The organism is Mesorhizobium sp. M7A.F.Ca.US.010.02.1.1 (genome assembly GCF_004023085.1).
In the GTDB taxonomy this organism is placed as follows: domain Bacteria; phylum Pseudomonadota; class Alphaproteobacteria; order Rhizobiales; family Rhizobiaceae; genus Mesorhizobium.
Genome location: NZ_RZRV01000022.1, coordinates 55062 through 72724, shown reverse-complemented (window position 1 = coordinate 72724; position 17663 = coordinate 55062). Strand labels below are relative to the sequence as shown.

At 57.2% G+C, this 17663-nt stretch carries 13 protein-coding genes and 2 pseudogenes; 1 reads left to right on the top strand and 14 read right to left on the bottom strand.

All coding sequences use genetic code 11. The features are described 5' to 3' along the window. Positions 1–156: 156 nt before the first annotated feature. The 4 genes from EOA19_RS21795 to EOA19_RS21780 all read right to left on the bottom strand — a co-directional run bounded on the left by EOA19_RS21795 (position 157) and on the right by EOA19_RS21780 (position 4830). Positions 157–1680 carry a fumarate hydratase gene (locus tag EOA19_RS21795; protein ID WP_063169307.1) on the bottom strand — a complete coding sequence of 508 codons (1524 nt, stop codon included), beginning with the start codon at positions 1678–1680 and terminating at the stop codon, positions 157–159. A gap of 27 nt (positions 1681–1707) precedes the next feature. Further along, entirely contained in the window at positions 1708–3141 is a 1434-nt protein-coding gene (locus EOA19_RS21790; RefSeq protein WP_063170369.1) for an NAD-dependent succinate-semialdehyde dehydrogenase, read from the bottom strand. Between the two features lie 193 nt (positions 3142–3334). After that, entirely contained in the window at positions 3335–4261 is a 927-nt protein-coding gene (locus EOA19_RS21785; RefSeq protein WP_063169308.1) for a LysR family transcriptional regulator, read from the bottom strand. A gap of 167 nt (positions 4262–4428) precedes the next feature. Next, on the bottom strand, positions 4429–4830 hold the full coding sequence (locus EOA19_RS21780) for a hypothetical protein (RefSeq protein ID WP_063169309.1): 402 nt from the start codon (positions 4828–4830) through the stop codon (positions 4429–4431). Between the two features lie 1485 nt (positions 4831–6315). On the opposite strand from EOA19_RS21780, the gene EOA19_RS21775 reads away from it, so the two are divergent. Next, positions 6316–6663, top strand: coding sequence for a transposase (locus tag EOA19_RS21775; protein WP_063169310.1), 348 nt, complete (start codon positions 6316–6318; stop codon positions 6661–6663). A 48-nt stretch (positions 6664–6711) separates the two neighbouring features. Here the strand turns inward: EOA19_RS21775 and EOA19_RS35970 are convergent. The 10 genes and pseudogenes from EOA19_RS35970 to EOA19_RS21730 form a co-directional block, all read right to left on the bottom strand. Next, a pseudogene (locus EOA19_RS35970) lies at positions 6712–6848 on the bottom strand (IS3 family transposase); the annotation flags it as partial. 958 nt (positions 6849–7806) lie between these two features. Next, positions 7807–7931, bottom strand: a pseudogene (locus tag EOA19_RS21765) (integrase core domain-containing protein); the annotation flags it as partial. A gap of 24 nt (positions 7932–7955) precedes the next feature. Next, positions 7956–8858, bottom strand: a complete 903-nt coding sequence (locus tag EOA19_RS21760) for a CoA ester lyase (RefSeq protein ID WP_210326668.1) — start codon at positions 8856–8858, stop codon at positions 7956–7958. 133 nt (positions 8859–8991) lie between these two features. Next, a complete protein-coding gene (locus EOA19_RS21755; RefSeq protein ID WP_063169312.1) occupies positions 8992–10143 on the bottom strand; it encodes a CaiB/BaiF CoA-transferase family protein in 1152 nt (383 codons plus the stop codon). An 11-nt stretch (positions 10144–10154) separates the two neighbouring features. Beyond that, positions 10155–11408, bottom strand: coding sequence for a methylaspartate ammonia-lyase (locus EOA19_RS21750; protein WP_063170371.1), 1254 nt, complete (start codon positions 11406–11408; stop codon positions 10155–10157). A gap of 453 nt (positions 11409–11861) precedes the next feature. Next, positions 11862–12857: a succinylglutamate desuccinylase/aspartoacylase family protein gene (locus tag EOA19_RS21745; RefSeq protein WP_063169313.1), complete on the bottom strand. Its 996-nt coding sequence runs from the start codon at positions 12855–12857 to the stop codon at positions 11862–11864. A 319-nt stretch (positions 12858–13176) separates the two neighbouring features. Then, positions 13177–13350 (bottom strand): hypothetical protein, encoded by a 174-nt coding sequence (locus EOA19_RS35350; protein ID WP_164548525.1) that lies wholly within the window; start codon positions 13348–13350, stop codon positions 13177–13179. 93 nt (positions 13351–13443) lie between these two features. Then, a complete protein-coding gene (locus EOA19_RS21740; protein ID WP_063169314.1) occupies positions 13444–15222 on the bottom strand; it encodes an ABC transporter permease subunit in 1779 nt (592 codons plus the stop codon). Positions 15223–15242: 20 nt separating this feature from the next. Beyond that, a complete protein-coding gene (locus EOA19_RS21735; protein ID WP_224570037.1) occupies positions 15243–16331 on the bottom strand; it encodes an ABC transporter ATP-binding protein in 1089 nt (362 codons plus the stop codon). Between the two features lie 190 nt (positions 16332–16521). Next, positions 16522–17628: an ABC transporter substrate-binding protein gene (locus EOA19_RS21730; protein WP_063169315.1), complete on the bottom strand. Its 1107-nt coding sequence runs from the start codon at positions 17626–17628 to the stop codon at positions 16522–16524. Positions 17629–17663 lie beyond the last annotated feature (35 nt).

Below are 17663 nucleotides of genomic sequence, written 5' to 3'. Positions count from 1 at the left end.
ATGCAGTATTCACTCGCACATTCAACTATTAGGGTGAATTGAAGGCCTTGCTTGGCCGGCTCGCCGAGGCGCAGGGCACCGCAAATGCCGCTCGTCTTATGGCTTGCCCGATAATTTGGCGCTCGGGTCTGGCCGAAATCGCCCAACCGGAAAGACTCAAACACCGATGTTGCGTGCGATGCTGTCGGCTGCCATACGCTTACGCCACTCAAGAGGCCCGGAATTGTGAATGGAGTTTCCCTCAACATCGACAGCCATGACGACGGGCATGTCCTGCACATCGAATTCATAGATGGCTTCCATGCCCAGGTCTTCAAAGGCGACAATCCGCGCCGCCTTAATCGACTTTGAAATCAGGTACGCAGCGCCACCCACTGCAGCAAGGTATGGCGTTCTGTGTCTTACAATCGACGCGATGGCCGCCGGTCCCCTCTCCGCTTTGCCCACCATCGCGAAAAGGCCGGTTTCGGCGAGCACCTTGTCCGTAAAATCGTCCAAGCGGCTGGAGGTTGTTGGACCGGCGGGTCCAACGACTTCATTCCTCACTGCCCGGACGGGACCGACGTAGTAGATCACGCGGCCCCTCAGATCGACTGGGAGCGGCTTGCCGGCATCAATCAGTTCGACCATTCGTTTGTGGGCAGCGTCACGGCCCGTCAGCATCTTTCCAGAAAGCAGGAGCGTTTCACCGCAGCGCCACGATGCCGTCTCTTCCTTCGTAAGCGTATCTAAATTGACCCGCCGGACGCCGGCTGGGTTCAATTCGTCGGCTCCGATGTCGGGCCATTCGCGCAAATCGGGCGGCTGGAGGCTGATGGGTCCAGAGCCGTCCAAAGTAAACTTCAGGTGCCGGTTGGCGGCGCATTGCGGGATGAGCGCCACAGGCTTGGACGCTGCATGAGTAGGATAGGTCGCAACCTTGACGTCAACGACTGTCGTCAGACCACCAAGGCCTTGGGCGCCGATACCAAGCGCGTTGATCCGCTCATAAAGCTCAATCCGCAGCCCCTCTTCTGCGCTTGACGCCCCCCTTGCGATCAGTTCCGCCATATCTATGGGCTCGTTCATGGCCTCCTTGGCCAGCAGCATCGCCTTTTCAGCGCTACCACCGATGCCGACAGAGATCAGTCCAGGTGGACACCACCCGCTGCCAAGGGTCGAAACGGTATTGACCACCCAGTCGGAAACGGAGGCGGTGGGATTGAGGGTGGTAAAACGTGCCTTGTTCTCCGACCCGCCGCCTTTCGCGGCGATGGTGATCTCAATCTGGTTACCTTGCACCAGGTCGACATGGACAACTGCCGGTGTGTTGTCGCGGGTGTTGACCCGTCTAGCGAGGGGATCCGCAACGATCGATGCCCGAAGGGGATTGTCCGGATCGAGATAGGCTTGACGTACGCCCTCATTCACAAGATCCGCGAAACTGGCTGTTGACTTAATGCGGGCATCCATGCCGACCTTTGCGAAGACAACCACAAGTCCGGTGTCCTGACAAATCGGGCGCCGCCCAAAGGCCGCCATGCGGGAGTTCAGCAGAATCTGACCTATGGCATTCTTCGCCGACGGGCTCTGTTCTCGCGTGTATGCGTGAGAAAGAGACCGGATATAATCTGGAGGATGATAGTACGAGATGTACTGAAGGGCGTCGGCGACGCTCCTTGTGATGTCGCTACCGGCCATGGTCCGTGTTCTGTTTCCCACCGGATTTTATCCAAATGAACCGAGGCCATTGACCATTTTCAGAATCTGGAAGCTTCGCACCCCCTGCTCGCCGCCTTCATATCCATAGCCGCTTTGTTTGACTCCTCCATAAGGGGCATCAGCGGAAACCCCTTTCAGGTAATTCACACTAACAGCGCCCGCAGAAAGACCGCCCACAAGCCTCTGTTGCGTATCGGCCGCGCCAGTAAACAAGTAGGCGGCCAGACCGTACTCCGTGGCGTTGGCTTCATCGATCGCCTCTTCGATCGTATCGAAAGGAGCCACGGTGAGAATTGGTCCGAACGGCTCTTCATGAAGCACTCTCGCTTCCTTCGGTACGCCAGTCAGGATGGTTGGCGGCCAGTAAAACCCCGGTCGGTCAAGGGGGATGCCACCGGTCTCGATTTGGGCGCCGCCCTCTACCGCATCTTTGGTCAGGCGTTGCATGGCCTCGATTCGCCGCGCGTTTGCCATGGGACCCATCTGCGTTGCAGGGTCATCCGGTGGACCGATCCTGATTTTTCGGACCGCCTCCGTCATCCGGAACAGGAATTCCTCATAGCGGGATCGGGCGACAAGAATCCTGCTGGGCGCATTACAACTCTGGCCCGCGCACTCGAATTTGTATTCCGAAATAGCCGGTATCGCCGTTGCCAGGTCGGCATCTTCGCACACAATAACCGGGGAATGTCCACCGAGCTCAAGGATGCAGCGCTGCAGATTATTCGCGGCCAGTGTGGCCAGCTGTTTCCCAACAGCGGTCGACCCCGTGAACGTCAAGACTTTGACAATTGGCGAACTGAGCAGATGCCGTGATATATGCACAGGAACACCGAACACCAGGTTGACCACGCCTTCCGGTATCCCTGCTTGACGCAAAGATTCCACGACATGGACAGCCACGCTTGGCGTCTCTTCGGCCCCTTTGAGGATCACCGGGCAGCCTGCCGCCAGCGCGGGGGCGAGCTTGCGGGCGATGAGAACGGCTGGATAGTTCCACGGCGTAAAGGCAGCGACGACACCGAGGGCCTCCGGGACGATCATCCTGTTCGGACCCAACGGAATCGGGGTCGACAACTCATCGGCATGCCGGCCATTCCATTCCAGCGTTTCGACTGCGCGCGCGTACTCTCCTGTTGCTTCGGCAATCGTCTTTCCCTGTTCGGACGACAGGTCCCTGGCTGCGGCGCCAGCTTTCTCAGCCAGATTGCTGGCGGCAGAGACGAGGATCTCGCCACGCTCTTTGGCGGGGCGTGAGGACCACGCCTTGCGGCTGCGTTCTGCCGAAGCAAGAGCTTCATCCAAGTCTGGAACCGTAGCCGAGGCCACTGAGGCAAATACCTTCTCCGTCGCCGGGTTGATCACCGGCAAAGTGGCTCGGCTACCACCGGCTCGCCATTTGCCATTAATGAAGAGCTCGTAGCTCCTGGCGTGGGACATCGCGGGCTCCACTTGTGATTCTGGCCATGCGAGCGCCGTTTCAATTTTCGAAGCCGCTGAGCTCGCTTGAGCCAGTTTCATCGCGATGGTCGCAGCGGGTCAAATATCGATTAGTGCCTAAATCCATCTGGAATCCAGATCGATCTGTTCCGACAGGAAGGAAGTCATGCCGTTGTTTACAGATCGATGGTTCTCAGGTCGCGTCAGGAGCCGATGCTACCCAGCCCCGGCTCTCAATCAATTCTCTGGCGACCTTCGGAATGAGCTTGCGGACCGCAGAAACGGCCGCAGAACGCTCATCTTTGGGATTTACAGCAAGCACCACGGAGCGGGTAATTACCGGATCGACTATCTTGACCGTCCGGACCAGCCCTTGAGAGGCTTCTTTCTGAACGGCAGACGGGGCGAGAATAGAATGCGCTTTTCCCTCTACGACCATGTTGATGATCGTTGAGAGCGAGTCCACTTCAAACTTGACGTCCATCGCGCAACCGTGTTGTGCGACGACATCAGCCACCGAACGCCTGACATTGTTGTTGCGCATGGGAACCGCCAGGGGGAATGCATGCAGGTCGGCCAGAGATATCGCATCTTCAAACGGTGGCTCGCCGGACGGAACCACCAGACAAAGGTCTTCGCGCGCTAGCACAGTCATTCGCCCCACACTGTCCGCAGTGCGGTACAGAACCGCCAGATTGAAGCGTCCAGCCGCCATCCATTCCTCTAGCGGTCCCGTCATACCCTCGACCATCTTGAGGGACACCTTGGGCAGTTCGTGTCTTACCGTCTCAAGCAGCGGACCGCTCAGGACGCGAGCAGCTCCAGACGGAATGCCAATAGTCACCTCCCCGGCGGGGGAAGCGGCTGTGTTGGTCAATTCCACCTCGGTAATTCGAATTTCTTTGAGAATCGCCCGCGCCCGCTCCAGGAGTTTGGCTCCTGACGCCGTCACGCTCACGCCGGTCCTGTCGCGTATCAGCAGCTGAGTGCCGAAGCCTTCCTCCAATTGGCGCACATGCAGACTCAGCGCACTCTGGGCGACATTCAGAAAGCCAGCGGCCTTCGTGAAACTGCCTGCTTCGACCACGCCAACAAAGTATCTTAACTGCCTGATTTCCACGGGTACTCTTCCGAGGGCGGACTGCAATGATGTAATCTATCTCGAAATGTGATGGCGCGACAGCAATAATTGCAGAGCGACATGACGCCTAACTGTCGTGTCATCTCAGTGTGGTTTGACCAAAACCGTAACCTATGTGTCCAGAATGGACCCAACCCGCCGAGGCTTCAACCGGCCAACTCGGCGCCCTGATCCATGGAGATGATTTCTCGGACCCTTCGAATAACCGGTAGATCGACCATCTTCCCGTCCAATGTGAACGCGCCTTTGCCTTGCGCCGTCGCATCTTTTTCGCCGCGAGGACACGACGGGTCCCTCGAGTTCTTGTGCGCTTGGTGAAAAGCCCCATCGATGTTTAAATGGATCGCCTGCGGCCCCACGAAGTTATCATTGTCTAAGAATCGCCGATGCTTCCTATCGAGCCGAGACTGCCGCATGGGGAACAGAACGGAAAGGTTCGGCGTCAAAAGCAGGTCGAGTTCTGGGGCACCGCCAACAGCTGCACTGAAGTCTTCAGTACCAAGCGCCATTGCAACCAGCGGCGCTAACAAGATGGGAAAGGAGGTCATTGCTATTGCCGCTGGCGGACTTCGGCCGGCCACCCCATTTCCTCTTCCGAGAGGTGAATTGTCCAACCAACCCTGCTGACTAATGACGAGCATGATCGTATCGTCAACGTGTCACAGAATTGCTTGCAAGCTCACGGCCTCAGCTGGGCCAACGAACATTGAACTCCGTGGACGAAGCCTGGACCCGTCGTCATCCAAGTCAATCCGCGCCTCGATGAGGGGACAGATCCTCAATTGGTTCAGCTGGCTTGCAGTATTGCACCTAGCAGTCACGGCGAGGACTGGGATTTGCGAAGAAGGCATTCTCGCAGTGCGGCCGTACGGTACCTCATTCCTGGCACACTGGATTAGATCGCTGGCGACATTAAGATCAGGTGTGACCGAGGTGAAATTTTATGTCGAAAACCTGAAGGCAGGGCGTCAGGCAGGGCGATTACAGAGATCCTATCGGACATGTCATCGCAGTTTCATCCACCATTGCTCGACCGAGGCGACACTCATCGTCCCATCAACCTAATCCATTGGTCGATCACGCCGTTCACGACCCTTGGCGAAGAAGGAATCAGCAGCCCCTAGGCTCAATTGGAAAGCGGGGCGGGGTCCATACGTATCTTCGTTTCCGGGCACCTCATGCTAATGAAGCCGCGACAACAGGTTGGTTATGCACCCAGGTGCTGGCCAATCCGGCTTGACTGGAAAGTTTCATACCCAGGCCTGGCACAGGCGAGCGTGATGCCGCTCTCGCTATGTTGGACCGCAGACGCCGCGACGGCGCATCGACTGGCGCTGGCGAAGCCTAGGACGCGCCAGTCAAGGACCTGCAAAGAGCAAGATCACGCCGCGCGTTGCCTTCAACGCCCATTTGAGCAGAAAGCAACAAGCCTCGCGTATAGCGATCGATGACCGCACGAAGCGCCATCCGGGCTATGATCTCAGTCAGCACTGCCCTAAGGGGTCAGAGGAGGGTTCGGTCAGTCAAGACCTCAGACGGCATGGCCAAGGTCAAGCTGCGAGGATGTGCCACCGCGGGCGCGGCATAACTTGGCGGGCTACAATTTGGTTCGCTTGCCCAGGCTGCTGGCAGCGCCGGTAGTCGGCCGCGCCGGACTGGCACCTACGTCTGGTCCATGAACGGTTGCTTTAGCAAAACCGAAGTCCTCGCCAAAACTCTTCGCCGACGTGCGACGACCGCGCCGGTGCTCGTTCCGGGGTCGGCAAGACGAAGACAGGCCTACTCTGGATTTATGCCCGCGATGACTGATTAGGGAGGGAGCGGACCGCCGGGCGTCTTATGTCTATGCGCCGGACCGAAAAGGCCCAGCGTGCGATCGCTCATCTCGCAGGCTCTCTACCGGAACTTGCAGGTCGACGGCTATAGCGGGCCATCGCTTGCTGGCCGACGAAAAGCGGCTTCACGCTCGCCTTCTGCCATGCCGCGCCCGATCGAGGCGCTAAGAAGGATCCGCGAACTCTAAAAGATCGAGGATGACATCCGTAGCCGAGGCCAACGAGGCCTTGCTGCACGCAGGCAAAAAGTGCTCAACCATCACGGCACTGGACCCAGGGCGGCTAGAGAAGCTCGGCCAAATCAGTCAGAAGACCAAGCTCACAGCGGCGATCCCCTACACGCTCTCGCGCTGGGAAGCGCCTCTCGCGCATCCTGGACGAGGCCATATCAAGATCGACAGCAACGTGGTCGAACGCTCAATCATACGCAACTCTTTTTGCAGCTCCGGCGGTGGCGCTGAGCACTGGTCAGTCATCGTGTCGCTGGGTGATCGCCGGGATTGGCCGGATAGCCTGAAGCTAAGGCCGTCGAGCCAGACCCTCTGACCTGCCACTGAACTTTCAACCAGTGGCGATTAGCCTCGGCCGTTTCTGTTATGGCGCGGTTTGAGCAACGGGCGGAGGCGCGAAGCCTTCATTGAGTGCAGCGTCGGAGCCGGTTGCGGCGAGGGTTCCGGCGAAGACCGCCGGGGTCAAATAGCGAGCGAGGAATGCGGCCTCACGGTGTTGAACAACACCAGGAAAGAACACCCACAGGACCGAGGAACGCAAGTTTCTTTATCCGTGGCATCCTTGGGCCGGGCGTTGTGTTCACGTTCATGAGGTGATCGAGAACGCCGACCGGGAGGTTTTCCGCTGCAGTCTCTCCCGCCACGCCTCCGATCGGTGGCTGGAAGTTCCGGCCTGGATGTTTGATCGCGGTCTGCACCGCGTGGCGCATTGCCCTGCCCCACATATCGATCCCAGAACGCTTGGCGTCTTGGTGACACTGCTGCAGGACCCGACGGCCAATTCCCACACCCCATCGCAATTGGAGGATTCGGGCGCAGCATCGGGTCCTCACGAAGCGAACCGGGGAGAGGTCCATACCGCGCCAGCCTACGACATATCAGTTCGATCTTCTCCAACCCGCACGACGCGCAGACCGCGCAGATGCCGCCATTCGCTCGCGCAGCCGCCGTAAGGCGCGAGATGCTGGCGCTGATTCCGGGTGCACACGAAGGCTACGTCGGCTGGGAAAGGCGGAAGCGATCCGCAAGATGGTGAGCGACCACGTGCCCACGAGCCGGCATCACGGGGCGCCCAAGCATGGCGACGCTCTGCTCGCCGACCTTGTCCGCTGCCGGCGCTGCGGCCGCGAGCTGACGGTCCGCTACACGGGAACCAAGCACAACATTCCGCGCTATTCCTGCTGGCGTGGTCTGCTTGACAATGGCGAGCCGCGTTGCATCGCCTTCGGTGGACTCGCGTCGATCGAAGGCGTTCATCCTCTGCCGGACGGTCCATGGGTCTTCAGCCGATCAACGCTTGACGAACCGGCGGCTCAGCGCATCGTTCATCGCGCGCGGCAAAACCCAAAATACCCCATGGGATCGCATCCAGATCAGCAAAACCTATTCACTCAAATGACATAGACAGATGAGTGTTATGAACAGGATTTAGGTCCTGCCTCCATTCGGCAGTGGCACTGCGGGCGTGGTCGAGGCCGAAGAACAGGCCATCGTTCAACAGCTCGTCTCGCATTCGGCCGTTGAGGGAATCGCGTAGCCATTTTGCATCGGCTTGCCCGGCGCGGTGTAGTGCCATTCGCTCCTGTTCAGCCGCTGATAACAGGCCAGTCAGTTGTTGCCCACAAGAATCAGGATCTCGTGGGCGCGCCGCACCACTGGCGGATCTATCATTTTGCCATTCAACGAGAATGCGGACAGTCCACGCGTGGCGGCATCATTTGCCGCCGCGACAACTTTATGGGCCCACTCGAGCTCCTGGGCGCTTGGCGAGAAAGCCTCATTGAATATGGCCACCTGTGTCGGATGGATCGCCAAAGCTCCGGCAAAGCCAAGCCGCCGCGCCCGCACCGCGGCCTCACGAAGTTTATGCGTGTCCGAGAACTCGCCGATGCTTCCTATGAAGCCCAGCGGGAGCAAGCCGGCCGCGCGGGCGGCAAACAGAACAGAAAGGTTCGGCGTCAAAAGAAGGTCGAATCCTGGGGCGCCGCCAACAGCGGCGCTGAAGTCTTCAGGGCCAAGCGCCATTGCGACCATCCTTGGATGCGCCGACGCAATGGCCGCAAGCCTTTGCAAGGCGCCCGGGGTCTCAATCTGGGCAAGGAACCGGATGCCTCCCTGCGGAAGATTTCTTTCACGTTCTAGTTCCGAAACCGCATTCGCGATCTCTATAACCCACTCTGCCGAATCCGTCTTCGGAAGAACCAGTGCGTCAACACCCGCCATCACGGCTGCATCGAGATCGGCCGCCAAGGCGCGCAGACCATGATTCACGCGGACCAAAACAGATGCGCCTTTCCGGCCCACCTCTGCCACGCATTCAGGAAGCTGCTGCCGTGACTCTCCTTTCCGATCCTGGGGCACGGAATCCTCCAGGTCGAGAATGACGCCATCTGCGCCCCGCTCATGGGCCGTCTCTACAAAGCGCGGAACGTGAACAGGAACGAAGAGCAGGGATCTCCAGCGCGGTACAGACATCGCGCCTTCAACGGCCGCAAAGGTGTCCTTGATCATGGAGACGCCTTTGCGGCCGATTTTAGCGCGGGCGCTGCCAGTGAGCTTTCTAGGCGGCCGGTGCGCTGAAATGATCCGAGGTACACAGGCATTTTGTAAACCGCGAGCAGTCTCACCTTACTGAAACGCGCGCTCACGCTGACGCGGCTCTTTCGCGCAAAAGCGCCCGCACCTCCTCGCGGACAGCCTCGGTATGAGAGCCAAGAGCCGGGACTGGGCGAAGCGAGGGGAGCTCCGAGTTGAAAATCGCCGCCGGCGCTATCGTCTCGACGGCTCCATCGGGTGTTCCAACCTGCACCCTGCGAATGTGTGGATGCTTTGAAACATCCACCACTTCGTTCAGTCGGCCATATGCCAGGCCGGCCGCCTCGAGCTCCTGCATCGCATCGTGGCAGGATAGTTCAAAAAACCGCTGTTCAATGATCTCATCAAGTTGCGCACGATGAGCGAGGCGCTCCATATTGTCAGCAAAACCAGGTGCGCGTGTGAGCCCGGACTGCTTCAGGAATTTCTCGCAGAAATTCACCCATTCGCGGTCATTCTGAACCGAAAAGATGACCTCTTTGCCGTCGGCACAGCGATAGGCACCATACGGCGCGAGCGACGGGTGTTTCACGCCTGCGCGTACCGTCTGGTAGCCGCTGTAATCATTTTGCAAAACCGGCACGTTCATCCAGTCGGCGACGGCATCAAACAGTGACACCTGGATGCTGGTCCCTTCGCCGGTGACCTCGCGGTGGTACAGTGCCTGAAGAATGGCGCTGTGCGCTGTCATGCCCGCCGAGATATCGCAAACCGAGACCCCTACACGCGCAGGCCCCTGTTGGTTGCCGGTGATAGCGCATAGACCTGTTTCGGCCTGGACGATCAGATCGTAGGCCTTCAAATGGGAATACGGCCCTGACTCCCCGAAACCAGAAATGTCGCAGGTGATCAGCCGCGGATATCGTCGACGCAGATCAGCGGACGCGAACCCCAGTTTTTCTATGCTGCCCGGCTTTAGATTCTGGATGAAGACATCAGCACTGGCAATGAGCGTGTCGAGGACGGCGCGATCCGCCTCCAACCTCAGGTCTAGACAGACCGACTCCTTACCCCGGTTGAGCCAGACGAAGTACGCGCTCTGCCCCCGCACCAGCTTGTCGTAGTTTCGGGCAAAGTCCCCTTCGGGCCTTTCGACCTTGATCACCCGGGCGCCTGCGTCAGCAAGGCGAGACGATGCGTAGGGAGCTGCAACGGCCTGTTCGACCGCCACAACCGTGATGTCCTTGAGACTGTTTAGCATCAGGGCGCTTCCTACGCGGCTTTCAGGTTTTGTGCCCGACGCCGATCAAGCATGGCGAGCAACCGATTTTGTTCGTTGCCTACAATGGAAAGACCTTCGTCGATGCCCATGCCAGGCTTCGCGAGCATCATGTCCGCCTGTGTTGCCACCGAAATGTGAACCGTCGCTCGCGCGGAGAGATCCGTCTCGCTGCAGCTGCCTCCCACATAGGCGTCCACGTTGTTCTCTTTGCACAGAAGCACCGCACGGGCGCTGTCGGCGATCGAGCCCACGTCCGGCGTCTTGATCTGCACGAGATGGGTCGCCTTAGCCTCCGCAAACAGACGCACATCCTCTAAGGTGTTGCAGCGTTCATCGACAACGATGCGCGCACGTGACGCGCGCGCATTCAGAATGCCGACGATCTGCCCGTAATTTTCGACCTGCGCCGGCGTAGACCCGAAGTCGGCTGGCGATTCGATATTCACCGTGAACTCCGGAACCGCGTCAGCAACCTTACTGATGAAGTCGGCGATGCGCTGGACGTCGAGCCCGATCTCCATACCGATCCAGCCGTACACATCGAAATGCAGCACCGGAGAATAGTCTGGTTGGCCGATTTGCTTGACGCGGTGCGCCACCCATTTGACGAAATCCAGAAAGGTTTCTCCCCCAACGCCGAATTTGCTACGCGAGTTGATGAGGCCATGCGGGATCACATCCACCCCCTTCAGGATCATTTTATCGACATTGATTTCGCGCGCATCACCGCTCTGGCAATAAATTGGGACACGACGATGCGGCATGGATAGGCAAAATTCCGAACAAACCACCTCCGCCATGGTACGACGCGCAGCATGGGCAGCAGCGCTTAAAAGGGCTTGGCTGACCCCATATTCGATGCATAGTGGGAGTCGTTTCCCAGTATGGAGATCGAAGACACTGGAGCAGGCTGTCAAAAAGCTGGACGCATCAATGTTTAAGAGCCGCGGGACAACAACACGTGACGTGAGATCCATGATGGCTCCGACGTCAAACAGGGGGTCACGCCCGCCAGCCCCTGAGTATTGCACTCCCATCATATCGCCCCAGGCGACCATATCGTCTTCCAGGACAAGCCCGACGCTTAAGCAAGCTGCCGGAACACGGATATCACGGAAGCCGGGCGTCAATGGCTCGCCGACGTAAACAAAACCGTCCTGGCCAACCCCTGCCCTAATGGCAGCTTGATCGTCATAAAAGAAGGCGCCGTTGCCGGGCGTGAGAATGACGTCTTTGATCTGCACTGAATTATACTCGAGTTTGGCCAAGCTATGAGCTGCGGCCGGATTTGCGCGCTCTGTCCTAAGTTATGCCCCGTTCGGAATCGGTTTTGCCAATATAAAGCCCCGAACGTGCCCATCTCGTTTTAAGATACGATAAAGTTGTTTTACGGGCGTCAGCGGGGACGGCACCGTCCGCCTCCCCTCTTGGTCGCGGTGCGCCGGATCGTCGCCCCTGCTTCCATAACAGAAGCTAGGCGATCAATCCGTCCGGCCAGCTCCCATCTCGGACCGCCACTTTCAACCATGGTTAGTATAAACCAAGCGATCAAGGATCAAGCAATCTTTTTGGCATGATTTTGGAAGACAGGATCAGCCGCTGATCGATCCGAGGAGCTGGCCTATAAGCTCCAGTCGAGGCCAGTGCCTTCATACCGGAGTTACTACAGCTGGCCAAGGCGCGGCTAATCTGTACCTCTAGTTATGCAGCGGCCGCGCAAGGATGGCTACCCCTTCATTGCGGTCGACATGCGCGCCCGATCCTATGGCTAGGACGATTGATGGCCCAGGCGCTCGGATGTCAATGGACGGAGCGGAAACAGAATCCATAGAGTGTAGGATACCTATAAGATCTCCCGACCTCACTTCATCCAACACAGAGCAGCGAGGTTCGAAGATACCCTGCGCGGGCGATTTCAACTCGTCTGATATCAGCGTCTCAAGGGTCTGACTGGACCTTTTGTTACGGAAAGACACGTCCTCGACTTTTCCTTCGACGAGTCCAAGCATAACGAGCGCGTTGCGAACTCCAGCTTCATAAATCGCTAGAGCTTCTGCGCTAACCGTACCACCGCCGAATTCCGCGCAAACGAATACCTTCCCTAGGCTATGTGCCCAACTGTCGAACATCCCAGCCGTGTCGTCATGTTGCCAGAGCAATGTTACGGGCAGCTTAAATGCCGCTGCCATTGCGAGCGTCTTAGCCATGAGATCCGCATCAGCAATTGGATGCGTGATGACCGCCGGGGGAAAATCCCACGTTGGGCCGAAGCTGTGCAGATCGAAAACGATGTCGGCATTTGGCAACAATACGCGTGAAACCGCATCCGCGATTCGTTCCGTAACAGACCCGTCGGCACGGCCCGGAAACACGCGGTTCAGATTCAAACCATCAAGCGGAGTATTGCGGCTCCATGCTTGAACTGCCAATGGATTAAGCACTGGCAGCACGATGATCCTACCACTGGTTTGCGCTTGTGGCAGCCACTCGATAAGCCGCCGCGCGACTAATGGCCCCTCCATTTCATTGCCATGATTCCCACCGGTGATAAGAAGGCGCGGTCCATCGCCCTTATTAAGACTAAAAACCGGAAGCGAGAACTCTTCATGGTCGGCGCCTCCCGGCACAACGAGGTGTCCTCTGCTCACGCCATGCGCATCGAGATCAAACGTAAGATGTGGTGCTTCGTTCATTGCTTAACCTATTGCGGGTGATCTGGCGACTTTGACCGGGCATATGGTCTTGTACACGGCTATTTTTTTCGCCTGGAACTATGCACACGCGGTCACCACTTCGCCAATATAATGTCCGAGACGGCACCATCGCGTTTTCAGATGACCAGGGCTCGCTCTGCTGACCTGTCCCTTGGTTCGTCACCTTGATCCCGGTGCACTAAGGGAGGAGGAAGGTCAAAGTCGCGGTGGGTAGCCGATTTCAGAAATCGCGCGATCAGCCGGTTGACGTTGGCTAGCTGTTCGTTGTTCAGACGGGCGAAGGATCTGTGCGATCCGGTCAGCGCCGTTGACCTCGAATTCCATCCTGGCGCGCAGCAAGAGGATCGGCAGGTCTGAGCTTGCTGGCGAGCAAGGCCGGCCGATCCCAGACATAGTCCGAATCCTTGATCCGCATGTGCCAGATGATAATTGCAAGAGCTTTACTGGTTTCCGTTTTGGACCAGGTGGCCATTTTATCCGCCCGTTGAAGCCCCGAACAGATGCTTGTCGCCAGTCCGTAGGAATAGGTCGGACGCATCATCAGGAAGTGGATCTGCCACGCCAGTTAGGCAGCGGCTTCCTGTAATGTTCGCTGCATGCTCGGTCGAGAACGCCACCAGACGGCATAGAGGACAAGCATCCAGATTAAAGGCAGAAGCATCAAAAGAGAAGCGACTGCAGCAATCGTCGGGTCGATTTGGTGGCGGATATTCTCCAGCATCTTCAAGGGCAACGTCCGCACCGACAGACCGCCGACCAAAGACGTTATGACCGCTTCATCGAATGACTGGAGGAATGCGAACATGGCGCCGCCGATCACTCCCGGCCTGATTAACGGCAGTGTTACGCGAAAAAACGTTTGCAGTGGTCCGGCACGCATACTCTTGGCCGCCTGCTCTAACGTCCGATCGAAGTTGGCCAACGTCGCAGAAACGATCACCACCACAATTCCAACAGCGCCGATACTGTGAGCGAGGGCGATACCACCCTTTGTGCCGATTAGACCAATCTGGATGAGACCCAGATAAGTCGCGATACCGACCACGATAACTGGAAAGGTGATAGGCGTGATTATGATCATTGTCAGCACGCCGCGAAGTCTTGCGCTTATTCGGCTCAATCCGAAAGCAGCAAGTGTTCCCAATAGAGTAGAAATAACAGCTACCTCGACACCAATCTCGACGCTGGTCCAAGCTGCTCCGCTCCAAGATGCATCGCCGAAAAACGAGCGATACCATTGAAGCGACAGGCCCGAAGGCGGAAATTGCAAAAATGCCCCGGAACTGAACGACATGATGACAACGATTATCCCTGGGAATAAAAGAAAGGCCATCACCAAAACGATAAAAACGATCGCGACGACTTTAGGCCATCGCCTTTCCGCCCCAGGCACGTAGCGCCGTCCCGTCCACCGTTTGACACGATAGGGACGCAGAATTTCGCTGAAGTTTCGTTTGATAACAAGAACAATGGGTAGTCGGGACATCGAGCCCTTCGGAGCTCGAGTTTGGCTTTGCTCTTGTTTGCCGGAGAGGTCAAGCCCGACCATGGAAAGCACCACAATGGCAAACCCGAGAAGGATGAAGGACGCAGCGGCAATGCGCGGAATATCGAACGAGCTATTCACCTCGGCCGCAATGAAGGTTGAAAGCATGGCATCGCGCAATCCCCCAAGTGCCGCCGGCGTGATATAGAATCCTAGGCAGAACACAAAAACTAGGAGCGAGCCACTCCGTGCGCCTGGAATGCTAAGGGGGAGAAATACACGCCTGAAAGCGGTGAAAGGTCCCGCTCCCATACTGCGTGCAGCAGCCATCAAGGACCGATCGATCCCCATCATCGCACTAACCAAGGGAAGTATCATCATCGGCAGCATGATGTGGACCATGCCAATATAGACCGCGGTTCGGTTATAGATGAGTTGCAGAGGTCGATCGATCAATCCGACGTCCAGCAAGATGTTGTTGATGACCCCGCGATCCCCAAGAATAACAATCCATGCGTAGGTACGCGCCAGCCCACTGGTCAAATAGGGGATGATCACGAGAGCGATGAGCGTCATGCGCAGAGTCTTGGATGCCGTGACGATCAGATACGCGGTTGGATAGCCTACGATTAAGCAGATGGCAGTTGCGACCAGACTTATTTCTATCGTTTGAAAGAGCACCCGCACATTAGCTGGCTGGGCGAAAAACGCTCCGTAGTATTGGAACGAGAAATCGGGGGCATTGACACTGCTTAGGAAAAGCAAGGTTATAGGGGCACCGAAAACCACAAGCAAAAGCGCGAACGCGGGCGCGGTTAACCCAAGTGGCACCTTGGCCATTCTGCGCAAAAGCTTCATGGATATCCCTTATCAATCGCTTATGGCGAAACGAAGCGAATGTCTGACCGCAGCCACGTGAGGCAAACCTCCTCGCCTGGCTGGAAAACAGGTTGGTCTGCCGCGACATGTTCCCGGACGATGAGAACATTGTTGCCAACGCGAACATGGTATTTTCGCAGAGGGCCGGCAAAAATCATATCGTCGACCGCACCGGCAACATATTGCCGCTGGTCCGTTTGAGCCCACTCCGCAGTCTTCGGAAGTACACTGATGCGCTCTGGCCTTATCATCGCAACGGTGCCGATTTGCGGCGCGTTGCCCCCTCTGGCCAGCAACAAGGCATCCTCGAGAATGTTCGCCTCACCCAGAAATTTAGCGACAAAGCACGATGATGGCCGATCATAGAGGGCCTCTGGTGTATCGATTTGCTCGACACGTCCTGCGCGCATTACAACAATCCGGTCTGACAGAGTAAGCGCCTCCTCCTGGTCATGCGTAACGCACACCGTCGTGATACCGAACTCCTTGTGCAAGCTCTTCATCTCGATCTGCATCTGCTCACGCAGGTTACGGTCGAGTGCGCCAAGCGGTTCATCAAGTAATAGGAAGGGTGGATCGGCAATCAGCGCGCGGGCTAGCGCCACGCGCTGCTGCTGACCGCCACTCAATTGGGATGGCATGCGACCGCCGAATTCCCCTAGATGCACGCGCTCAAGCATACGGGCTACCCGAACCTTCCTCTGATCGGGAGCCATGCCCCGCATTTCGAGAGGGAATTCCAGGTTTCGAGCCACTGTGAGATGCGGGAACAGCGCATAGCTCTGGAACACAATTCCTTGATCGCGCCGGTAGGACGGGACCGAAGCCACTGAATGGCCGGCGATCATAATATCACCCGAACTCGGGGCCTCAAAGCCGGCCAAGAGCATCAGGGTAGTGGTCTTACCCGAGCCGCTCGGGCCGAGAATCGTCAAGAACTCGCCGCGACGCACGGTCAGCGACAGATCCCTGACCGCCGGAACACTCCCGTACATCTTGGTAACACTGCTGAACTGAATTTGTGGCACCGATTGGTTCACATCTGCAGCGTCAACTTCCGAACGGGGGGCGGTATTCATTGCGTGCATGTTCACTGTGGCTCCTCCACCATCGCTGGCGTGCATTAGCAGGCATTTGCCGTACCTTCTGCCGTCGTACCCGATGCCGTGAGCGGAGAGGCTAGTGGGCTACCCCGCTCCCCGTCACATTTTCAGCATCAGTTTCGACTTTAGCCCGGTATGGAGTTACCCCGACCGGACTTTCGCACTTCAACCAACCCTACTGCAGGATCCACTCATTCCACCGCTGGATAAGCATCTCAGTGTTGGAAACACCGCTGGGGCCTACCTCATTGTACCATTTGCCGTTGATGGAAACGCTGCTCTTGATGTAATCTGGGTGGGTAGGGAGCTTGCGCGCAACTTTCTCGGGAAGAAGTTTGAACGCATTGCCGTTGCTTGGTCCCTCAGGAAACAATTGGCAAAATGCTGCCTGACGTTCCGCGCGAGTGGCGAATTCGATAAACTTCTGCGCAGCCTTCGCGTTGGGTGAACCCTTTGGAATGACCCAATAATCCCACTGCAGCTTCGCCTGGTTTCGATTGATCTCCGTCGCGGCGCCCTGATCGATCAACAGTAGAGCTCTTCCGTCATACGATTGAGCGATGTCAACGACCTTATCATGCAACATCTGTTGAATCTCTGATCCGCTGCTCCACCACTTACGGATGTGCGGCTTTATTTTGTCCAAACTGGCAAACACCCGGTCGATATCCATCGGGTAGAGCTTATCGGGAGATACACCGTCCGCTAACAGGGCCTCTTCCCAGGGTCCTTCTGAACCAAACTGGCCGGACACCAAGGTGCGAACGCCGGGAAACTTATCAGCATCCCAGAATTCAGCCCAGTTTGTCGGCCGGGGTTTATCAGCTGGGAATACGTCTGTGCTATATACCATATTATATGAGTAAATCAAATTTGCCACGCCAAACGGTTGCTTGGCAAATTCATAAATTCCGTCTAGCTCTTCTTTCCTGAACAAGGAGTAATCAATTTCTTCAAGAATTCCTTTCTTAGCTGCGACCAAGCCGGACCCTTGCGTAAGCGCCCCGACATCTACCGTGACATTGCCCGATTTTACCATCAACTCGACCTGTCCCATACCCATGTCGTCGGTGATTGGGTTGACCTTGATACCGGTCTCAGCTTCAAATGGCTTAGCGTAAGCCTCAATGTTAGCCTTTCCCCAATCGCCGCCGCCTAGCACTACGTTGATCTGGTTGGGTGTTTGGGCCGCAACGCGGCCCGCAATTGAAGACAGAGCGCCAGCCGCCATGGCGGTCGATGTCGCCTGCAGCAATCGTCGGCGATTTATTTCGTATTTCATGTCGTTACCCTCTTCTTGTGATCTCAGCCTTGATT

What these genes read in the sequence shown, in the direction of transcription:
- EOA19_RS21795 (WP_063169307.1), bottom strand. Translation starts at nt 1,680, where the DNA reads ATGGCCGGTAGCGACATCACAAGGAGCGTCGCCGACGCCCTTCAGTAC.
- EOA19_RS21790 (WP_063170369.1), bottom strand. Translation starts at nt 3,141, where the DNA reads ATGTCCCACGCCAGGAGCTACGAGCTCTTCATTAATGGCAAATGGCGA.
- EOA19_RS21780 (WP_063169309.1), bottom strand. Translation starts at nt 4,830, where the DNA reads ATGACCTCCTTTCCCATCTTGTTAGCGCCGCTGGTTGCAATGGCGCTT.
- EOA19_RS21775 (WP_063169310.1), top strand. Translation starts at nt 6,316, where the DNA reads ATGACATCCGTAGCCGAGGCCAACGAGGCCTTGCTGCACGCAGGCAAA.
- EOA19_RS21760 (WP_210326668.1), bottom strand. Translation starts at nt 8,858, where the DNA reads ATGATCAAGGACACCTTTGCGGCCGTTGAAGGCGCGATGTCTGTACCG.
- EOA19_RS21755 (WP_063169312.1), bottom strand. Translation starts at nt 10,143, where the DNA reads ATGCTAAACAGTCTCAAGGACATCACGGTTGTGGCGGTCGAACAGGCC.
- EOA19_RS21745 (WP_063169313.1), bottom strand. Translation starts at nt 12,857, where the DNA reads ATGAACGAAGCACCACATCTTACGTTTGATCTCGATGCGCATGGCGTG.
- EOA19_RS35350 (WP_164548525.1), bottom strand. Translation starts at nt 13,350, where the DNA reads ATGGCCACCTGGTCCAAAACGGAAACCAGTAAAGCTCTTGCAATTATC.
- EOA19_RS21740 (WP_063169314.1), bottom strand. Translation starts at nt 15,222, where the DNA reads ATGAAGCTTTTGCGCAGAATGGCCAAGGTGCCACTTGGGTTAACCGCG.
- EOA19_RS21735 (WP_224570037.1), bottom strand. Translation starts at nt 16,331, where the DNA reads ATGCACGCAATGAATACCGCCCCCCGTTCGGAAGTTGACGCTGCAGAT.
- EOA19_RS21730 (WP_063169315.1), bottom strand. Translation starts at nt 17,628, where the DNA reads ATGAAATACGAAATAAATCGCCGACGATTGCTGCAGGCGACATCGACC.